Annotated in this window: 15 protein-coding genes; 10 read left to right on the forward strand and 5 right to left on the reverse strand. The window is 63.2% G+C overall.

Annotated features, from left to right (window positions below; all coding sequences use genetic code 11):
* Window positions 1–166 precede the first annotated feature (166 nt).
* The 4 genes from ACODSO_RS27865 (at window position 167) to ACODSO_RS27880 (ending at window position 3,467) form a co-directional block, all read left to right on the forward strand.
* Complete coding sequence (locus ACODSO_RS27865) at window positions 167–766, forward strand: recombinase family protein (protein WP_489039884.1); 600 nt, start codon at window positions 167–169, stop codon at window positions 764–766.
* 320 nt (window positions 767–1,086) lie between these two features.
* On the forward strand, window positions 1,087–1,866 hold the full coding sequence (locus tag ACODSO_RS27870) for a pentapeptide repeat-containing protein (protein WP_489039885.1): 780 nt from the start codon (window positions 1,087–1,089) through the stop codon (window positions 1,864–1,866).
* A 481-nt stretch (window positions 1,867–2,347) separates the two neighbouring features.
* The gene (locus ACODSO_RS27875) at window positions 2,348–2,962 is read left to right on the forward strand and encodes a hypothetical protein (protein WP_489039886.1); all 615 of its coding nucleotides are present in this window, start codon (window positions 2,348–2,350) and stop codon (window positions 2,960–2,962) included.
* A 199-nt stretch (window positions 2,963–3,161) separates the two neighbouring features.
* On the forward strand, window positions 3,162–3,467 hold the full coding sequence (locus ACODSO_RS27880) for a hypothetical protein (RefSeq protein ID WP_489039887.1): 306 nt from the start codon (window positions 3,162–3,164) through the stop codon (window positions 3,465–3,467).
* A gap of 327 nt (window positions 3,468–3,794) precedes the next feature.
* Here ACODSO_RS27880 and ACODSO_RS27885 read toward each other — a convergent pair whose 3' ends face one another.
* Complete coding sequence (locus ACODSO_RS27885) at window positions 3,795–4,238, reverse strand: hypothetical protein (protein ID WP_489039888.1); 444 nt, start codon at window positions 4,236–4,238, stop codon at window positions 3,795–3,797.
* A gap of 1,250 nt (window positions 4,239–5,488) precedes the next feature.
* Between ACODSO_RS27885 and ACODSO_RS27890 the strand changes: the two genes are divergently transcribed.
* From ACODSO_RS27890 to ACODSO_RS27900, 3 genes are all read left to right on the forward strand, one after another.
* Window positions 5,489–6,136 (forward strand): ArdC family protein, encoded by a 648-nt coding sequence (locus tag ACODSO_RS27890; RefSeq protein WP_489039889.1) that lies wholly within the window; start codon window positions 5,489–5,491, stop codon window positions 6,134–6,136.
* A 125-nt stretch (window positions 6,137–6,261) separates the two neighbouring features.
* Complete coding sequence (locus tag ACODSO_RS27895) at window positions 6,262–7,437, forward strand: tyrosine-type recombinase/integrase (protein ID WP_052058737.1); 1,176 nt, start codon at window positions 6,262–6,264, stop codon at window positions 7,435–7,437.
* Complete coding sequence (locus tag ACODSO_RS27900; protein WP_489039890.1) at window positions 7,430–9,886, forward strand: tyrosine-type recombinase/integrase; 2,457 nt, start codon at window positions 7,430–7,432, stop codon at window positions 9,884–9,886. The genes ACODSO_RS27895 and ACODSO_RS27900 overlap by 8 nt, the downstream gene beginning before the upstream one ends.
* A 10-nt stretch (window positions 9,887–9,896) precedes the next feature.
* Here ACODSO_RS27900 and ACODSO_RS27905 read toward each other — a convergent pair whose 3' ends face one another.
* Window positions 9,897–11,417: a hypothetical protein gene (locus ACODSO_RS27905; protein ID WP_489039891.1), complete on the reverse strand. Its 1,521-nt coding sequence runs from the start codon at window positions 11,415–11,417 to the stop codon at window positions 9,897–9,899.
* 218 nt (window positions 11,418–11,635) lie between these two features.
* A complete protein-coding gene (locus ACODSO_RS27910) occupies window positions 11,636–12,592 on the reverse strand; it encodes a hypothetical protein (protein WP_489039892.1) in 957 nt (318 codons plus the stop codon).
* A gap of 46 nt (window positions 12,593–12,638) precedes the next feature.
* Between ACODSO_RS27910 and ACODSO_RS27915 the strand changes: the two genes are divergently transcribed.
* From ACODSO_RS27915 to ACODSO_RS27925, 3 genes are all read left to right on the forward strand, one after another.
* Entirely contained in the window at window positions 12,639–12,908 is a 270-nt protein-coding gene (locus ACODSO_RS27915; protein ID WP_489039893.1) for a hypothetical protein, read from the forward strand.
* Between the two features lie 356 nt (window positions 12,909–13,264).
* The gene (locus ACODSO_RS27920; RefSeq protein ID WP_489039894.1) at window positions 13,265–13,579 is read left to right on the forward strand and encodes a hypothetical protein; all 315 of its coding nucleotides are present in this window, start codon (window positions 13,265–13,267) and stop codon (window positions 13,577–13,579) included.
* Between the two features lie 96 nt (window positions 13,580–13,675).
* Entirely contained in the window at window positions 13,676–15,448 is a 1,773-nt protein-coding gene (locus tag ACODSO_RS27925) for a ParB/RepB/Spo0J family partition protein (protein ID WP_489039895.1), read from the forward strand.
* Window positions 15,449–15,616: 168 nt separating this feature from the next.
* On the opposite strand, the gene ACODSO_RS27930 is transcribed toward ACODSO_RS27925, so the two are convergent.
* Both ACODSO_RS27930 and ACODSO_RS27935 read right to left on the reverse strand, forming a co-directional pair.
* Complete coding sequence (locus tag ACODSO_RS27930; protein ID WP_489039896.1) at window positions 15,617–15,988, reverse strand: histone-like nucleoid-structuring protein Lsr2; 372 nt, start codon at window positions 15,986–15,988, stop codon at window positions 15,617–15,619.
* An 86-nt stretch (window positions 15,989–16,074) separates the two neighbouring features.
* A partial coding sequence (locus tag ACODSO_RS27935) for an ATP-dependent DNA ligase (protein ID WP_489039897.1) occupies window positions 16,075–16,997 on the reverse strand: 923 nt, incomplete at its 5' end.

The following is a 16,997-nucleotide window of genomic DNA, read 5'->3' on the forward strand; positions in this document are numbered from 1 at the left end:
GGAGTTGCACTGCAGTGCACTTCTGACATCGTGCAGCCGTCTTCTGAAACTGACAGGTTGACGTCACGAGATGTCAGGCGAAACCGTCCGGTGGAAGTGTCCGGTCGTTCTGTCCAGCTTCACGTAGTCTCAACTGGACAGAACGAGTCCAGCAGGCCGGAGAGGCATGAAAATCGGATACGCGCGGTGCAGTACCGCCCGGCAGGACACCGCGGTCCAGATCGGGTTGCTCGCCAAGATCGGCGTCGACCGCGATCGGGTCTACGTTGACAACGGAGTCAGTGGCCGACAAAGCAAACGTCCCGGCCTTGAGAACGCGATCAACGCGAGTCGTGCCGGCGATGAATTCTGCGTCACCAAACTCGATCGACTTTCGCGATCGGCTGGTGATCTGCACGAGACGGTCAATCGCCTGGCCGTACGCGGGGTGGCACTGTCGATCGACGGAAAGGTCTACGACCCAGCAGACCCGATGGGCAAAATGTTCATTGGAATGCTCGGGCTCATGGCCGAATTCGAGTCCGACCTCATCCGCGCCCGCACCCGCGACGCCATCGCCGCGGCCGCAGCGGCCGGCAAGATGAAAGGTCGACCGCACACCCTCACACCAGAGGAGCGAGCGTACCTGCTCCAGATGTACGAAACTCGGCAATTCAAAATCGAAACACTATGTAAGAACAGTGGATTGAGACGATCTGCGATCTACAGCAACCTCGCCCTCGCACGATCGGAACGAGATGCCTTAGCGATCACAAAAAGCGGGTAGTGCAGTCAACTTCTAAACTCCTGCAGTCATCCTGCTTGAGGTCCTACCCGCTGACGTACTCATGGTCTGGCAACTAGAACCGCGACTCGGCCGCAACTTCCGCATCTCATCGAGTGCCCGCAGTGCTTATCATTCCCGGAATGACACCCAACGGTGCACCTCGCCTAAACCGCCGCGTCGCTGGCCGAATCAACAGGCGCACTCCATCCGCGCCACCGGAGCAAGCGTCTGCGGACACATCGTCAGCTACTGACGAGCCCGACCCAGGACCAGCAACAACGGGCGTACCGATCAGCTCCTTCTGGACCCGCGATGTCGTCGTGCCACTCCTCATTGCCTTCATCACCGGCGGTATCGTCGCTTGGGGGACCATTAATGCGCAGCAAGAAATTGATGACACGCGAGCGGACCGACTCCTCCGCGCAGCCAACCTCACCTTCATCCGGGACAAATCCTCTCCCGACCCTGACCTACCACGGCCCTTCAACGGCATCGACCTGGCAGAACAAAACCTCAGGGGCCTCGAACTGGCAAACGCGCACTTTGATGAAGCGAAGTTGAATGGCGCGAAGTTCGGTGCCGCGGATTTACGCGGCGCGCAATTCAACGGCGCGGACTTGAGCGGCGCGGTACTCGACTTTGCGGACCTAACCAAAGCAAACCTGAGCGGCACCGACCTGCGTGGCGCGAGACTGGTCTCCGCGCAGCTGCCCGAGGCGAACCTCGTCACCGCGAACCTACGCAATGCGGACCTCCAAGGTGCGAACCTGAGCGGTGTACGCCTGAGAGGCGGATATCTGGCCGGGGCCGACTTACAGAGCGCGGACTTGAGCGGCGCGGTACTCGACTTTGCGGACCTAAACGACGCGAAACTGGCAGGCGCGAACCTACACGACGCGAAATTGCCTGGCGCGGACTTGCGCGGTGCAGACTTGAGCGGCGCAAACCTGGATGGCGTCGACTTGGGTCTCGCAAACCCAAGTCAGGTGTATGCGAATGGCGGCTCCCTCAGCGGCGGTGCATGCTGGTCCGAAACTACGGAATGGGGCGAATTCGAGCCGCCACCGAGCGACCCTGCCACATGCGAACGGTTTCCCTGATCGACCGGACAACTACGGACCAGCGCCGGGCCTTGGACCGCTGGGTTTCCGCGTCTGTGTCGAACTCCGCCAGCTTCCGTGCGCTCCGCACAGCACATGCCCGCATTGAATCTCAAAGCCGTACGGCTAGGTGGTCACCCCCCCAGGGGGCGTCAGCGTCCTTGAGGTATTCCGTCTGTCGGCGGTGCCGGCCACCCTGCGGGCGTCCACCGAATCGAACTCCGCTGCGCTCCGTCCTGTGAAAAGACTTCTTGTTTTCCCTTCTGGCCTACCGATTTTGACCGGCGGCGACCTCCGCACAACCGCCGGCGTCGCACGCTCCGGCCCGAGGGCTCCGAAACTTTTCAAAACCCGTTGGTGAAAACTTTCGGCCCGACAATTGCACTCCGGCCACCTCCTGCCGGTCCAACTCTCCCCTGCCAGAACGGCAAGAAAATTGGCGGGCACACCGGGCCTGTCACCCGATCACCAGGGGAGCGTCATGCAGCATCAGGCCACCGCACACACCACCACCACCACCGGCGCCGACCGGCACGGCGCAGTGGTCACCCACACCACAGCAACCATCCTCGGCCGCCAGAAAGCCGTCATCAACATCCACGCCGCCGCCACCGACGAAGCCCAGATGATCGTCACCTTCAACCGCATGATGATGACCTTCCGCTCAGCCACCGCCGTCCACGGATTCATCGCCGGATTCGCCGACGCCCGCACCCTCATCGGCCGCATCGACGCCCACGCACCCCAACCCGGCGGCCCCGGCGACGACTTCGCCCGAGCCGCGCTCTCCGTCGTCTGGCTCGCACCGCCCGACACCGCCGTCACCCCCCGCGAGCAGTACATCCCCGCCCGCCGCCGCACCATGCACTGGGTCGAAATCCACATGGGACCGGTCACCTGGCGCATCCTCGACCGCCTCGGCTACGTCACCATGCTCGACGAGCTGCGCACCATCCACCGCACCGCGGTCGCAGTCTTCACCGACGGCGAGCACTACCGCAGCGACCCCACAGTCCTGACCGACTCGTTCGACGACGACGCCGAACACGAACACCAGCAAGACATGGCCGCGCCATGGCGGCGCCGCCGCCAATAGCCCCCGGCAACCACCCGGCCCCGAAACCCGACGGTTTCGGGGCCGCGGCGTATCCATCCACAGGCCGACGAGTTATCCCCAGATCCCGGAAAACGCCTGCGCATCGCGGACCTCGCTGGCGCTCGGTACGCGATGCTGAAACCCCACGCCGCACCCGCTACACACCCAAGCGCACCCGACAAAGGAGCACAGCGCCGACATGATCACCTGGACCGTCACCACCCGACCCGACCGCCGATCCGAAACCATCACCGCAGCAGGAGCAGAACCGCGCCTCGACCAAGCCAAACAGATGGCCGCCGACGCCGTCCGCTACGCCCTCCTCGACGCACGAACCCACGCCGACGCCAGCAGCAACGGCACCCCGCCCACCTACCTCGTCTCCATCGACGACGAATGCGCCCTCATTGTCGGCCTCGGAGCCTGCCGACCCGCCAACTACAACGGCGTCCTCGACGCCCTCGAACATTTCGACGGAACCTCGACGCACCTGCTCTACATGTAGAGCAGAACCGTTGCAGCAGAGCCAAACCTGTCGGTGCCACCCGCAATACTCGACGTCATGCGAATCCGAACACTCCACGGACCACCGCTACCCGCCGAAATCGCTGTGCACACAGCACTCGCACTTGCGCTGTCGGCCGACGACCGACCGGCCTGCGCCCCCGTACCCGAGAACCACACGAGAAACGATCACACGGTCGAAATAGTCACGACGGCCACGTGCCGTGCGTACTGCATCCACCTGTCGGTGGCCGGCCACCGTCGGTGTCCACCGACAGGAGCATCGGGCGCACCAGACCGCCAGAGCGGGACCCGACAGACCTTGTAGCTACCGATCTCGCTGTCGCCCACCCAGCGGGCAAACGCACTCCTCACGTCCGTTGAAACACTGATTGTCGTGATACGGCAACGGATCTCGACCGTCCTTCGCGTTTCCATTCCGGACAGCGGTGATGAAGCCTTGCCCCGCCTTGGTCTGGTCTTCCAGCGGACCGTATGTACGGAACTCATAGCCGGGATAGCGAGCCATCAGTCGCTGGAACATCGCCATGCCGAGCCCACGCAAGTAAGAACCCGGAGGGTCATCTTTCTCGGTGTGGTTATCGAGTTGAAGCGTCTCGACGACTCGGATGTCACGGAATACGCCGAACGTGAAGCGCCCCAGCGAAGTCTTGGGGGCATTGTCCCGGAAACACTCGATTTCGCCCGCAATGGACCTTCCAGTCGTTCCGTACTCGTTGAAGCGGTACTGGTACTCCGGTTCGTCGTACATCACGCGAGTATCGCCGAGAACAAGGCCCAGTGCGCGTCATTTCACTACTTGTCGGTTCTACAACCAACTGGACACTGGACACCACCGCAACGGCCGGGTCGTCTACCGAAAGTGCCGACCGAACGGCCCCTGCCTACCAAGGCTGAGCAGGCGATTCCCTATCCAGTCGATTGGAACTTTGGCAAACTCCGTCTACAGTGAACTTAGGCAACGTGGACACCAGTCCACGACAAGGGCGGCCACCCCGGTGCGCGAACACCGAGATAGCCGCCCTGCCCCAGGGCCTCCTCTTGTCAGCGCCGCCGTGAGAAGCTAGCAGCCAACTGGAGTCCTAGAGCCAACAGCTCGATCACCAGAACAACGGTGGTCGAGCTGTTGCTGTACGTAGCGAGCAACAAAGCTCCCCGCATACCTACAGCGACACGCGAAAACGCATCCCCGGCTCTATCGGCCCGCGAAGGCCCCGGTCTTTCGGGTGGATCGGCATCAGAAGCCATCGCCGCCCCCTTCCTACCTCGCGACCGACAGACAATCTGTCGGAAGCCAGCCGCCCCTTTCGAGGCGACCAGAACAGGAAGACACGACACATCGCGTCCTAAGGCACTGGGGGCGAGAACAACCTCGCCGATCCATCTCTATTCAGTTGGATTCCCGATGAACCCGACTCCGTGGCGCAGCATATCTTCGTAAGGCGTCGGAACCATCACACGCTGATCTTACTGGCATTTGCGACAACTACCGTATGCCCTCCAGCGCGTCATACCGGAGGTAGATTCACACCGTCCAGGCAACGGAACACCGCGAATCGGAGCTGCCGCGACACCGAGCGTGTCCGGCCTTCGTCGCTCCCGCACAGTCATCCGGCGTTGTACGCGGCGAGAGGTGGACACCGCAGTCGCTTGTCGAGCGCGTGCATCCGCCTGTCGGCGGCCGGCCACCCTGCGGGCGTCCCTCGAATCGAACGCCGCTACGCGTCGCACCGTGAAGAGCATTGATTTCTTTCTCGTACATCTGGCTCGCGGCGAGTCTGCGGCACCCGTGACCTCCGCATCAACCTCTGGCGTCGCACGCTCCGGCCCATGGCTCCGAACACTTTTCAAAGCCCTCCAGTGAAAAGTGTCCGGCCCAGCCGTTGACCCGTTGACCCGTTGTCCCCGTGTGCCGACGCCTCTTCCTACGCCAGATGACGGCGAGAAAGAAATTGGCAGAGCGAAAGGCCGGGGGACCGGTCGGGCACGGGAGGAATCATCATGGGAGCACGAACAGCAACCGCAGCGGACAAGACCGAAGAACGCCGCAAGCTCGCCGAGACGCTACAGGCATCGATCACCGAGAAGGTAGCCGAGCTGACCGGCTCCGAGGCGTGGCGCGCCTACCTCGATGCAGCAATGTCGTTTCACAGCTACAGTTTTCGCAACGTCCTACTCATCTTGACGCAGAAACCGGACGCAACCCGGGTGGCGGGTTTCCGGTCCTGGCAGCAGCGCGGACGACAGGTCCGCAAAGGCGAAAAAGCAATCCGGCTCTACGGCTACAGCTCCCGCACCATCACCGAAACCGACCCCGCCACCGGCGACGAACAGGACCGCAAAGTCCCCACGTTCCCGATCCTGTCCGTATTCGACATCTCCCAAACCGACCCGATCGAGGGCCACCCCCAGCCCGAAGAGATCACGCAGCTGCTCACCGGCGCCGACCCGGCCGCGATCTACAACCGCACCGCCGCAGTCATGACCGAGCGGGGGTGGACGGTCACCCGTGAGCCGATCGCCAGCTCCGCCAACGGCTACACCACAACCGACGGCTCCCACCGCATCGTCGTCGACGAGGCGCTCGAACCCGCAGCGGCCGCCAAAACGATGATCCACGAACTGTTGACCGCACCAACGCACACGTAGTGCTGGGAGTTCTTCTCTCGGTTGCGGATGAGGCGCGCCGTGTCTGGTTGCTGTAGACGGCATTGCTTCCAGGCTGTGCTCAGGTCGTAGTAAGGATCGGGCCTACGGAGGGGAACAGCAGAGGAATGGATGATCGAACGAACGGGTCCCAGCACTACCCGTTGCGGGATGTGGCGACGTTGATCGTTGCCGCAGTTGGAAGCATCGACTCTGTAGAGGGCGTTCCTGGCGTCGTTCTCCGGGACGCAGCGGATGAACCTATACCCGAGGTGAGCGATTTTTTCGCCACGATGCTGGCATCGGGTGCTAGCCCGAATTCACTTCGATCGTACGGGTTTGCTTTGCTGCGGTGGTGGCGGTTCCTGGCGGCAATCGAAGTGTCCTGGGATCGAGCAACGCCCGTGGAGGCTCGTGACTTCGTGCTGTGGATGCGGGTGGTTGGGCCCGTAGGTAGGTCGACAGGATATGCGCCTGCAACGATCAACCATGCGCTGGCGGTCGTAAAGGCGTTCTACGTCGACCGCGCAGCTGCTGGTCAGGGTCCGTTGGTCAACCCAGTCCCGAGCGCGGCGCACAGAGCGGGCCGGCAAGTGCAGGCGCATCACAACCCGATGGCACCGTTCACTGCGGGTCGACGTGCACCGCTGCGACAAAAGGTCCTGGATCGGTTGCCGCGCAGCCTTCCCGACGGGATGTTCGATGCATTGTTCGCAGCTCTCGGTTCGCACCGCGACCGTTCGTTGCTCGCGTTCTACGTCTCCACTGGGGCACGGGCATCGGAACTGCTCGGGGTGAGCGTTGACCATATCGACCCGGGTGAGCAACGGATTGGTGTGCACCGGAAAGGTTCTGGTCGATTGCAGTGGCTTCCGGCCTCAGCCGATTCGTTCGTGTGGCTCAGGCTCTACGAGCAGCAACTCGATCGGCCGGAAGGCGAGCGTGCGTTGTGGTTGACCAGGCGACGGCCGGTACGGCCTCTGACGTATTCTGCGGCGCGACGCATGCTTCAACGCGCCAACGTTTCGCTCGGTACGTCGTGGACTCTGCACGACCTGCGCCACACCGCAGCACAGCGCATGATCGAAGATCCGAATCTGTCGCTGACCGATGTGCAGTGGGTACTTGGTCACGCGCACTTGACGACCACGCAGATCTATCTTCGCAGCCGCACAGACGAGGTGGTGGCCAGGGTTCTCGAGCACCACCGCACGCGCAGAGATCGGCCCACAGTGATGCCGCCGGCAGCGGGCTATACCCGTGACGTCCTGGACGTTCTCCTTGGTGGTGGCCGTCGTGACTGAACGCACCGCTTCGTCATTCCAACGTGGTGCCAGGCCATCACAGAAGAGCTCGGGCTTCTACCACTTCGTCACTCCGAAACTCCCCACGCCGTTCATCGAACGGCCCGTGATCTGGACTGCATCGCAGCAATCGATCGAAGAAGTACTCGCAGCTGTCGAACGACTGGACGAAGGTGCCTCGGCGAAAGAACTGCGTAGGCGGGTACGCGAGGTAACGGGGCTGCTTGTGTGGCTGCAACAGTTCGAGGGCGAGTCCTGGCAGCAGCGCTGGCGAGCCTCCGGTGCCGATACTGCTGGGAAGCAGTGGTCTGATCCTGTTCTTGCGCAGACGATTCCGGGTGTGCCGACCATGGATCGAGGGGCAGCGACAGGCGCAGCAGGGCGGTTGATTCTTCTCGACGTGGTCCGCCCGGATTACCCGTGGCTTTATGGCACTCCGTCGCCCACGCTCTACAGACGATTCACGCAGGTTCGCGACCCAGAAGGCTTCGCCGCAATCATTGACCTTTGCCGCAACGACGAGCGAGCCACTATGACCGACGAGCGGTCCGCGCTGATCCAACTCGCCCGAATGCTGGTGCGTAACGGGGGCAACCTCGCAGCGGTAACTTTGGCGGACTGCGTCGAGGCGTACCGGGCTCAAACCGGGTTCTCTTCGCGCCAGCACTCGCACTGGTACACGCTGCTCCGCCGGGCAGGCATACTGTCCGTCGACAGCCCGCCGTCCATTCATGCAGCGTCGCGACGAGGACAACTCACCATCACCGAAATGGTCGACGGCTACGAAATTTCCTACGAGCCTATCCGAGACTTGTTCGTGGACTACTTGACCGAGCGATCCGCAGGCCTGGACTACTCCACGATCGGACCGCTCGCCTCCAAGCTGATCTTGCTGTTCTGGCGTGACATCGAACTGCACGAGCCGGGAATCGATTCGCTTCACCTGTCCGATCGAGTGGCGCGAGCATGGAAGCAGCGTCTCACTGAGGTTCGATACGGCAACCGACGACGGGGCGAAAAACGGCAGGACCCGTACTCCATCTTGATGGCGGTCCGAGCGTTCTACGCCGATCTGTCGCATTGGGCTCTCGAAGACCCAGCCAGGTGGGCCCGATGGGCCGCGCCCTCCCCCGTTGACTCACGTGACCTGGCTGGAATGAAGAAGGCTGCACAGCACCGAAGATCGAGGATGCATCAACGCACCCGCGAACTCGCACCGCTCCTGTCGCGCCTGAGCGAAGTTGCTCACGCCAGGCGCGTGGCCTCGGCAGCGCTACTGGAGGCAGCGCAACGCGTTGCACCAGGGGAAAAGTTCACCGTAAACGGACAGACGCTGCGCCGGGCTGTGCTTTCGAGCGATCCGGCCTTGGGCGGAACCGGCCGGCCAGGAGTTGTCTACGTCACCAATCACGTCACGGACAAGGACGTGGGCAGCGCACGAAGACATCACACGGCGGGACGTCGAAATCTGACCTTGGAAGCGGAAAGAGCGTTCTGGGCGTGGGCGTCGGTCGAGGTGTTCCGTCACACCGGGGTACGCATCGAGGAGATGCTCGAAATTACGCATAGATCCTTCGTTTCCTACACCCTGCCCGCCACCGGAGAAGTGATCCCGATGCTTCAGATCGCCCCGTCGAAGACAGACAAAGAACGGTTGCTGGTGATCAGTCCAGAGCTGGCCAGCGTGTTCGCCGAGATCATCGCCCATGTCCGCGACGGACACGAACAGATCCCACTGCTATCGCGATACGACCACGCGGAACGTCTGCACAGCCCGCCTCTGCCGTTCCTCTTCCAAAGACGCTGGGGGTTGATCAACATCGGCATCACGCACATGCGAATCAAGAGTCTGCTCGACGAACTAGTCGAAGTAGCCGGCATCACGAACACAGACGGCACACCTGCACACTTCAGCCCACACGACTTTCGACGCATCTTCGCCACCGAGGCTGTCTCTCAGGGATTACCAGTGCACATCACCGCCAAAATACTCGGCCACGAATCGCTGGACACCACGCAAACCTACGTCGCCGTCTACGACCAAGACGTCATCGATCACCACCGCGCGTTCCTCACACGACGCCGCGCAACCCGGCCCTCCGAGGAATACCGCGAACCAACCGACAGCGAATGGGACGAGTTCCTGGGCCACTTCGCCGCGCGCACACTCGAACTCGGCACCTGTGGGCGTGCCTACGGCACGGGTTGCCAACATGAACATGCCTGCATCCGCTGCCCGATGCTCCGCCCGGACCCCACCCAACGAACCCGGCTCGAAAACATCATCACGAGCCTTCGGGAACGCCTCGCCGAGGCCACCGAACGCGGCTGGCTCGGCGATGTCGACGGCCTGACCGTCAGCCTCGCTGCCGCACAACAGAAATTAATCCAGATGCAGCGCACCGCAACCAATCTCGGTCTCCCCTCAATTCAGACCGAGAGAATCTAGAGGTGAACCTTCACGACTTCGGCACGCGCCGCGAGGCGTCGATCAGACGCGCGACGTCCAACTCGGTGGGGACCTGCATTATCGGGGCGTGGGGGTACACCATTTGAACGCCTCTGCCGATCAGCAGGACGCGGCCGTCGTCGTCGATTGTCACATTCGGCCGAGTGGCGAACACTGGAACACTCGTCAACGGTGCAAAGGTCTCCGCATCGTAGATGGTGAACAGCCAAAACTGCTCACCTCGGTCGTACGAGACCGGCCCGGGAAGTGGCCACCAACCCGACGATGAGGTGCCATCCGGCGGGTGGCCGATTGTCCAGGCGTAGCGCCCGAGTTGGCCGCCGTGGAACTGGTCGCGTCCGAGCTTGTCACCGTCATCACGGACGCCCAGGTCGCGGCCCACGCGAGCGATATCTATGCCACGGATGAGACGCAAAGGCTCACCCGCTAGATAAGGCCTGCCGTGCCGGCGAGACTCAGGGGGAATTTCTGGACCTATCGTCGATTCACCGGTTACCGACACACGAACCAATCGGATGACAGACTGATCAGCTGGACGAACGACGGCAATGAAGCAGTCGTCCTCGACAGCAACGGAATTCACCCAGCCACGAAGGGCGTCCACGTCGATTGGAGTTGAGTTGGGAGAATAGAGGCGCCAGGTAGCGTCGTCGGTGCAGGCAAGCAACGTGTTGCCGTTTGATGCCGCGTTGTACACCGGTCGGTCGTCCACTTGGACCGGGTCGTTGCCGTGGGAAATCCAGTAGGTTCCGTTCGTGCCAGCAGCCCAACATCCTGTCTCGGTTGCCCAGATGCGTGGGCCTTGCCCAATTCTGGTCGGCAACCGATATTCGGTGACACTGCTATCGGCCCCGAGGGCAACGACAAGTGGAAGCTCGGAATCCGCGATCCACCGCTTCCGGCCTGCAACAGATACGTCCCCGGGTAACACGCTCGGTCGCACTGGTAGGGCGGGCACGTCATCGAGATCGATGTCGACCGCCACGCTGTGCTCCAAGTCGATAGGGCCGAGTTCGTCGTCGGTCAGCGGTGGAGCGCCGAAGAAACGGGGCGCTGCGTCGACGTCGCGAGAACTGCGATGTCCGGGAACCTGCGCCCAGCCCACATCCGGTTGCTGCTCGAAGCGCTCGGAAATCATCCGCACCCGGGTCACTCGACCACGGAATCGGCCACCGGTGTCGTATCCGAAGTCACCACTGAAACGCCCGACCAGCTCGACTACACCAGTCAGAGGTTGGAATCCGCGCCAGGATGCTGTCCATCCGTCGCCGCGCAGCAGCCCGCTCCACTCCCATCGGCGAGACGTGTTCGGGCTGGTGTATTGCAGAATGGGTTCTTGTTTGGAGGGCTCGAGGCGAGTTCTGATTCGAACGACATCAGGGGCGTCGACTGGGAGCTCAACGAATCGTAGTGGCCCGGTGAGCATTGCGCCCACCTGTGGCGCTGCAATCTCGCCATCGCCGACGACCGATGAGGGGATATGCACAACGATCGTGCGAGTGCTGGTCATGCGCCTTTCAACAGAGTCATGAGGGGAGCGTACTTGACGACTGCGGAGGTACGACAGACAAATTCGACACCGGCTATTGATTCGAGTCAGAGCTACGCGCACAGCAAAATTGGAGCATGGGCGGGACCAGGCGATTGGTCGACCACGCTGCACGCGTTCGACGTGAGTCGCTCGAATCATCCTGTGCGGTCTCGTAGATCGCGTCAGCGGCTGGGCCTCTACGGCCCGTCGAGGCTCGGCTCTTCTGCCTCCATCAACTCGACGTCCTCGGGTGACAAGATCTCGTTCGGGTCGTAGTTCTTCGTCAGCTGCCCGCCGTCTTCCGGTGCGGTGGTCGGATCCAGAACGATCTGCACGCCCGCTGCAAGGGGCTCGACCAGATCGCGTGACCCGAAACTTCGTGCGAATGCCGCACCCACCGCATCAGCGGCCAAGATCTCGCCCAGAACGGAATCGTTCAGATCGACCTCGCTACCCATATCGCTTGACGACATCATGCACGACCAAAAGTATGTTCCAACAATCGATTGCGCTGTCTCCCACTGAGTCTCCAGCCCGGCTGCAACAGCTTGGTCGCGGAGCTGCGCTCGCATAGCCTTACCGTCAGCTGCGCGCATCGGCTTTGCTTCGCCGACCTGGTCGATGTACTGCTCGTACCCGGGACGGGCAAACGACTCTGTCACCTCCACGACCGACGCCCAATTCGGGCCGAGCCACTGGCCCATCTTCTCTTCGGTGACCTCGAACTCTGCGATCTTCCGCGCCTGGTCGATGTAGTACTCCCGATTGGGGTTCATGACGTCCAACCCCGCGTCTGGTCGGGCGTACTCCACCCACAGCGCCTGTGCGATGGACGCGTCTCCGGGCACGGTGCTGGCTCGGTCTGCCGCTTGGTCGGACGACAGTTCGCCGTTCCGTGCAACTTCAGGGCCTGGGGCGATTCCGTTGGTAAGGAGAAGATCACCTGCTGTCCGCGACAGATCTGTGAGCCTCTGCTCGGGTGCGACCTGTACTGAACTGGAACTGTCTGCAGTGCAGGTGTTCTGCTGTACGTAAGGCCCACTGGAAGAACCGAGCTCGGGTTGTTCGGCAGTCGGCTCGCTACTGCTGCAGGCGGACAGGCATGTTGATAGTGCCACGAGGAACGCGAGAGCAGCGAGATGGGGACGCGCCATGCGTGAAGCTTAGACTTAGTGCAGAAAAGAGGCCGCGCACGCTCTGATGCACGCACCCGAGCTGATCGGACCGGAGGCCCGCAAGGACCTGCACCGGGACCGGATGGAGGTCGAAGCCGAATCGGTCGCGTACGTGCTAGCGGGGCTGCTCGGAATCGATACCAGCGCCTATTCCGTCGGCTACATCGCCGGATGGTCGGACGGGGACGTAGGCACCATCACCGAGACCGCAAAAGCTGTGCTCGCGACCGTGCACGAGCTCGCCGAAGCCCTCGACGACAGCGCCGCCGAGAACGAAGCGGACGAGGTCGCATAACGCGGCCACAGTCGCCGGCCACCGGGACTTGTCCGGGGCCGGCAGGGGGCCACCTTCGGTGTCCACCGAATCGAGCTCCGCTGCGCTCCGCACCCAACGGAGCAAAAGACGTTTTTTCACTCGGTTCTGGCTACCGGCGAGCATCCCGCACCCGTGCCCGCCTTACCCAACCCTGGCGCTCGCGCGCTCGCGTCCGGAGGATCCGAAAACTTTTCAAAGCCCTTCAGTGAAAACTTTTCGGCCCAGGGTCAGGACACCGTGCCCGTGTGCGGGCTTCTCTCCTCACGCCAGAAACGGCGAAAAAACGTGGCAGGGCAACACAGTCCGGACACCAGTGGAGAAAGGAAACCCACCCCATGCACGAGGTCACCACCAACCCCGCTAGCACGAGCCACCCTGCGAGCACGAGCGCCGCGAAGCCAGTCGAACGGGCGATCATGGCCGCGATCGCCACCGTCCCGGCCGAGGTTCGCACGCACGCACTGAACCAGGTCGTCGCCTACACCGCACACGCGGACCGTGCCGCCGTCGACCCGAACGCCAGCACCAAGGCGGTGCACCGCGAGCAGGCCGCGAAATGGGCGTGCATCGCACGCGAGAACGGCGCGAGCGAACACCAGATCACCACCGCCTACCAGGAAGGACACCACAGCGGCCCCACCGGCGACTGACCCACACCCGAGACAAGAAACGAAGAAACACCGGACAGGTCCTAGCTGCCCGGTGTCTCCAATCCCAGAATCTACCAGGAAAGAGACACCCACACCATGACCGCTCAGAACACCACCACCGAAACCGCCACCGCTGCAACCGAAGCCCCCGCCGTCGACACCACGTCGACGGCGGGGGCGGGCGAGGAGTTCGCCCGCCTCGACCCCTCCACCCTCGAGGTCGGACCGAACGTCCGCGATGAGGTCGACACCGAGACGCCCGAGTTCCGTGCACTGGTCGACAGCATCCGCGAACACGGAGTGCTACAGGCAATCTCCGCGATCCGTGACGGCGAAACCGTCGTCGTCATCGATGGCCAGCAGCGCACCCTCGCCGCGATCGAAGCCGAAGCCGAGACCGTGCCCGTCGTCATCCGGAGCGCCACCGGAAACGCGAAGGCACGCGAAATCGCCCGACTGTCGCAGCAGGTCGTCGCCAACGACCGCCGTACCGACCTCACGCACGGGCAGCGAGCCAAAGCCGTGACCGGCATGCTCGAACTCGGAGTATCGGCAACCAAGATCAGCAAAGCGGTGCAGATGCCCCGCGAGCAGGTGAAAACCGCTGCCGCAGCCGGACGGTCACAGACAGCCCTCGACGCCCTCGACGGCGGCCAGCTCGACCTCGAGCAAGCGGCAGTGCTCGCCACTTTCGACGCCGAAGGCGACCACGACGCAGTCTGCGAACTGCTCGAGGTGCACCGCTACGCCTTCGAGCGCACCGCCAAGCGGCTGTTGGCGGACCGCGCCGAACGCAAGGAACGCGCCACCGCCGCGCAGCCCTACGCCGAACGAGGCTTCACCATCGCCGACGCCGAACCGATCTTCGCCGATGGTCAGTTCCGCGCCGAAGACCTGGTGGTCCCCGCCGACGGCGAGAACGGAGCGCAGCGAGCAATCACCGCCGAGGTGATTGAGGCGCACCCCACTGCGTGGTCGGTGTGGCTGAGCATGGGTGAACGGTTCACCCTCACCGCGACGGGCGAGGTCGTCAGCGAGGAGAGCATCGATTGGGGCACCGAGGACGATCCCGAAGCCACAGCCGCGACCGGCTACCACCACCACAAGGACATCACGACCGAACAGGTCTGGGAGGCGGAGTACTTCACCACCGACCCCGCCGCTGCCGGTGTGCAGCCCGGCCCGATACTCGCGGCAGCGCTGGCGGAAGCCGACGCCGACGCTGCCGAGGTCGATCCGGATGACGCCGCTGCCGTCGCCCGAGCGCGGGAGCAGAAGCGTCTCGCCGCCGAAGCCGCCCACAAGGAGGCACAGAGGGCAGCGCTGCGCCGCACCAAGGAGCTGAACAAGGCTTCGGTGATCGCGACCGAGGTCCGTATCGAATGGCTCACCAAGTTCCTGACCCGCAAGACCTTGCCCAAGGGCGCGGGAAAGTGGATCACGGACACCCTCGTCGACGAGCCCGGTCTACTCACCCAGAACAAGGCACCGCAGTTCCTGGCGAAGCTACTCGGCGTGAATGTTTCTGCGGTGACCGGTCCGAGCGCCGGATACCCCGGAACCGAGGACCGCGCCGCACGCGCCGCGATCGCCCCGGTGATCGACAAAGCATCCGAGGCCCGCGCCCAGGTCATCGCGCTTGCGCAGGTGTTGGCCGCGTACGAGGCGCGGATGAGCGGGACCGGCAAGGACTGGTGGAAGCGCAGCAGCTTCGGCAACCAGGACAACTACCTGGGCTTTCTCGATCAGCACGGGCACTCCCTCGCCCCGGTGGAGAACGTCGCCACCGGCGAGCTGACACCGGAACAGGGGTACGACGCCCTCACCGCACGCACCGGTGACAGCCCACAACCCGGCGAGACCGAGTAACCGCACCACCGCACGACGAAGGGGCCAGGGAGACCGTCACCGGTTTCCCTCGCCCCTTGTTTCGTTCCCGGCATCGGTCGAGGGGGGCCTGCGGCGCCCCCTCGAGCACCCCCCGGCGAACGCACACCCACCGGCTACCAGCACCGGGACGGGCGGCTCACCTCAGAATCAGTGGGCTGCTTCGAACGCCTCGACGATCTCCGCTGGAATCCGGCCGCGATCGCTGATCTCGTAACCGGTGTCGGCTGCCCACTGCCGGATCGCCCGAGTCTGCGCAGGATCCCGTTTGGCGGTCGGTGTGGACGCCGTCGACGGCGAGGACGCCGCAGTCGGGGAGGCCCGACGTTTGCGGCCACCGACCCGTGTCGCGTGCTCGATGTAGTAGCCGAGTTTGCGGTGAAACTCGGTGGCACTCTTCGACTTCAAGTCGATGACGTACTCGACTCCGCTGACAGAGAATTCGATGGACTCGCCGGCGTCGTCGGCAATGACCGACCCGTCGATATCGTCGACCAATTGCACGGTTACCTGTTTTGCCACGGTAGTCCTGTCTGCCTTTCCTCGAGAAAAATTTGAACGAGTCGCACCCAGCCTAACCAGCGGCAACGCACTCAATGTGCAGTGGCTCATGTCAGAACGTGCGTACTGTCCACATCGTTTCGGATTCCTTTGAACGAGGGATGCCTCAAGCGTCTTGATGCTGATTGTTCTCGGTATTCGACAATTGCCACTATGGCCGGGGCGACCCACGTTGCGCCGACCGTGTCGGCGCGCGGCACCGGTACCGAAAACGGGCTGTCCGGACGAGCAATCTCATTCAGGTTGCTTCGGAGTTCTCTCCGGACTCGGTCGGTGAAACCTGTTCCGACACTGCCGATATAGACCAGATCGCCGCTGTCGTCGTACGCACCGAGCAACAGCGCCGCGAGCGGGCCACCGGCTCGGCCGCCCGAGGGAACCCACCCGCAAATCACTCCATCCCGACTCATCCTGATCGGCGTCTTCAACCAAGACTTCGAGCGAACCCCGGGACGGTAAATCGAGTCGGCACGTTTGGCGACTATGCCCTCGATACCGTGCTCAGCCGCGATCTCTATCAACGCCTTGCCGTCGACGCCGGTCATGTTCGGCGGCACCTGCACACCCTTCCCATCCGCCAATGCAAGCTCGTCGAGAATGCGTCGACGCTCGAGATAGGGCAGATGCCGCACCGATTCGCCGTCGACGTCGAGAACGTCGAACACGAAATACGCCACCGGTACCGATCGCAGCAACGCAGCCGCAGGCCGCGCGACATGCATCCGGCGTTGCAGCAACCCGAAATCAGGTTGCCCCGCCGCGTTCAACGCCACGAGCTCGCCGTCGACGAGCAGAGACCGCCCCGCCGCCGCGACGCCCAGTGCCTCCACCGTTTCCGGATACGAGGCGGTGACGTCATTGACGTTGCGGGACAACAACTTCACGACTCCATCGACGTCGACCGAGGCCGCGGCGCGGCATCCACTGGAGTCCGCGCGGGTTTGATCGGCTGCCAGGAACCGGTGTGAGC

It is taken from the genome of Rhodococcus sp. FG69, assembly GCF_057808915.1.

Excerpts from the sequence above, each read along its gene's own strand:
- ACODSO_RS27865 (WP_489039884.1), top strand. The coding sequence starts at position 167 with ATGAAAATCGGATACGCGCGGTGCAGTACCGCCCGGCAGGACACCGCG.
- ACODSO_RS27875 (WP_489039886.1), top strand. The coding sequence starts at position 2,348 with ATGCAGCATCAGGCCACCGCACACACCACCACCACCACCGGCGCCGAC.
- ACODSO_RS27880 (WP_489039887.1), top strand. The coding sequence starts at position 3,162 with ATGATCACCTGGACCGTCACCACCCGACCCGACCGCCGATCCGAAACC.
- ACODSO_RS27885 (WP_489039888.1), bottom strand. The coding sequence starts at position 4,238 with ATGTACGACGAACCGGAGTACCAGTACCGCTTCAACGAGTACGGAACG.
- ACODSO_RS27890 (WP_489039889.1), top strand. The coding sequence starts at position 5,489 with ATGGGAGCACGAACAGCAACCGCAGCGGACAAGACCGAAGAACGCCGC.
- ACODSO_RS27895 (WP_052058737.1), top strand. The coding sequence starts at position 6,262 with ATGGATGATCGAACGAACGGGTCCCAGCACTACCCGTTGCGGGATGTG.
- ACODSO_RS27905 (WP_489039891.1), bottom strand. The coding sequence starts at position 11,417 with ATGACCAGCACTCGCACGATCGTTGTGCATATCCCCTCATCGGTCGTC.
- ACODSO_RS27910 (WP_489039892.1), bottom strand. The coding sequence starts at position 12,592 with ATGGCGCGTCCCCATCTCGCTGCTCTCGCGTTCCTCGTGGCACTATCA.
- ACODSO_RS27915 (WP_489039893.1), top strand. The coding sequence starts at position 12,639 with ATGCACGCACCCGAGCTGATCGGACCGGAGGCCCGCAAGGACCTGCAC.
- ACODSO_RS27920 (WP_489039894.1), top strand. The coding sequence starts at position 13,265 with ATGCACGAGGTCACCACCAACCCCGCTAGCACGAGCCACCCTGCGAGC.
- ACODSO_RS27925 (WP_489039895.1), top strand. The coding sequence starts at position 13,676 with ATGACCGCTCAGAACACCACCACCGAAACCGCCACCGCTGCAACCGAA.